This is a genomic window from Arenimonas sp., assembly GCF_019459675.1.
Taxonomy (GTDB): Bacteria; Pseudomonadota; Gammaproteobacteria; order Xanthomonadales; family Xanthomonadaceae; genus Arenimonas.
Map to the genome: position 1 here is coordinate 1 of NZ_JAIBFH010000418.1, position 2517 is coordinate 2517.

Consider the following 2517-nt stretch of genomic DNA (forward strand, 5'->3'; position numbering starts at 1 on the left):
CCCCCCCCCCCCCCCCCCCCCCCCCCCCCCCCCCCCCCCCCCCCCCCCCCCCCCCCCCACGGCCTGGGGCGGTCAGGACTGCGGCTGGCTGAACTGCTGCGCCTGCCCGGACATGCGGCGGCGCTGCGCCACGCTCATGCAGACCGACCGGCGGAAGTTGCTGCCGATTTCCTTCTCGCGCTTGCAGACGATGCGGCTGTCGCCGTAGGCGGTTTCCAGCACCGAATTCACCGCGTCCTGCTGGGCCATCAGCGCCTTGCGATCCCCTTCCGCCAGTTCACCCAGCGAGCCCGCGGCTTCGATCTGGCCGGCGATGCTGTCGAGGGATGCGCGCATCTGCTTGCGGTCCGAGGCGCGCAGTTCGCCGTAGGCGTCGGCGTCCTTGATGGCGACTTCGATCTGTTCGCGCTGTTGGGCGAGGTGGGTCAGGGTGGCGTTGGCGGGAAGGTCCAGGCGCGCCGCGTCTTCGCGCTTGGCCTGGGCCGCGGAGCTGAGAAGGACGAGGGCGACGGCGAGCAGGCGAATACAGTTGTGGCGCAAAGGCATGATGACGTCCGGTACGAAGGCAGGCCCCATCGTAGGTGCCGCGCTCGCGAAGCGTCAATCCGGCTCAGGTGAAGTCGTAGCCCATGCGGATGGCATGCTCGCCCAGCGTGGGCAGGAACGGCTGCAGCGCCGTGCGGTAGCGCTCCCAGTTCTGCACGGTGCGGCGCGTCGCAAAGGCCGGGCCACGCAGTGTGGCGTTGGCGGGCGCGTCGGCCAGGGCGGCATCCAGCAGCGCCGGGTCCGGGTCAACGCCGATGAAGCGGCACGCCCGCGCCAGCGCCGTGCGCGGATCGTTGGCCACGTCCTCGCGGCGCAGCTCGGCCACCGGCAGCGTCAGGCGCGGCAGCAGCTTGCTCCAGAGCGCCATCGCGGCGTCGTACAGGCGCACCGTGCCCGCCAGGGTGTGGAAATTGGCGGCGTCATCGCCGGGCGAGTGCATGAAGTTGTCCAGCACGGCGTCGCAGGGATGACGCAGCAACAGCAGCAGCCTGGCCCGGGGGAAAAGCGCCTGCACCAGGCCGGCGTGCACCAGCCGCAGGGGCGCTTGGTCGATCACGGTCCGTCCGGCCACGGCACCCTCGCGGGCCAGCGCCAGCCGGTACATGCGGCGCAGCGCCAGGCGGTCGCTGCGGTCCAGTCGCGCGACCGACGCGGGATAGCCGCCGGGCAGGCCCTTGAGCGTGGACACCAGCATTTCAACGGTGTTGCGTCCGCGCAGCAGCGACACGCCCGGATGCGCGGCCATCAGCTGCTCGAACTGCGGGTGTTCCGAGCGCGGGAAGCCGACCACGAAGCACAGGTCGGCGCCCTGGTCGCCGTCGCCGTCATCCACGCCGTCCAGCCCGGGCGCGCCGGCGTCAAGCCAGGCTTCGATGTCGTGCAGGTCGTTGAAAACCAGCTCTGGCTGGCTGCCGCGCCAGCGGCTGGCCTCGGCGGCCAGCGCGTTGCTTTGCACGAAGGCCTCCCATGCGGCGTCGTGGCGGGCGTTGCGGTCAAGCACGTGGCCCAACTCGTTGAAGTAGCGTTCGCGCACCTGCGGCGGCAGCCCTGCGGCGTCGATGCGGCGAAGCCGGGCCTCGGCGCCCAGGCCGTCGCCGCGGTGGCGCTCGCGCCTTGCCGCTTCGATGTTCAGCCCCGGGTGCTGGGGTGAGATGGCCAGGCCCTGGGCCAGCACCGACTGCGCCGCGGCCTCGTTGCCGGCGTCGGCGTGCACCGCGCACAGCGCCGCCCACGCGTCCGCATCGTCGCCACGCACGCGCAGCGCCTGCTCCAGCGACGCACGGGCGCCCGCCAGCTCGCCCTGCTGGTGCAGCAGCACGCCCAGGTAGTACTGCACCCACTGGTGATCGGGCACCAGCTCGAGCGCACGCTCCAGCCGCTGGCGCGCCTGGCCGAGTTTGCCGGTCTGCTGCAGGCAAAGCCCCGCGTTGACCATGGCTTCGACGTCGTCGCGGTTGCGGGCCAGCAGGGCCTCGAAGCACTCCAGTGCGCGAACGGGCTGTCCCAGGGCATACAGCGTGATGCCCAGGTTCAGCCGCGCCGAGCGGTAGCCCGGGGAGATCGCCAGCGCCTGTTCCAGCGCTTCGCAGGCGCGCTCGAGCTGGTTCGCGGCCCGCAGCGAATGGCCCAGGTTGTGCCAGGCCTCCGGGTAGCGCGGATCAGCATGCACCGCGCGCTGGAACTCCACCTGCGCGGCGCCCAGCTGGCCCAGGTTGTGCAGGGCGCGCGCCAGGTGGTTGTGGGCCGGGGCGTGGGCCGGCGCCAGCGCCAGCGCCTCGCGGCAGGCCGCGGCGGCACCGGCGTAGTCCCCGGCCAGGTGCTTGTCCACGGCCGAGCACACCAGTGCGCGCGGGTCGCCGGGGCCATGGCGGGTTTGGCGCAACAGGGCCAGGGCCTCGCCGTTGCGGCGTTCGCCGACCAGCATCTCCAGCGCGCGCTCGCTGCAGACCGGGTCGCCCGGGAAGGCCATCA

2 protein-coding genes are annotated in these 2517 nt (G+C 72.7%); both read right to left on the reverse strand.

Annotation, left to right across the window (positions count from 1 at the left end):
* Positions 1-72 precede the first annotated feature (72 nt).
* A complete protein-coding gene (locus K0M70_RS13825; RefSeq protein ID WP_290782892.1) occupies positions 73-546 on the reverse strand; it encodes a hypothetical protein in 474 nt (157 codons plus the stop codon).
* Between the two features lie 64 nt (positions 547-610).
* On the reverse strand, positions 611-2517 hold a 1907-nt coding region (locus K0M70_RS13830), incomplete at its 5' end, for a tetratricopeptide repeat protein (protein WP_290782894.1).

Coding starts and splice junctions, on each gene's coding strand:
- K0M70_RS13825 (WP_290782892.1), bottom strand. CDS start 546: ATGCCTTTGCGCCACAACTGTATTCGCCTGCTCGCCGTCGCCCTCGTC.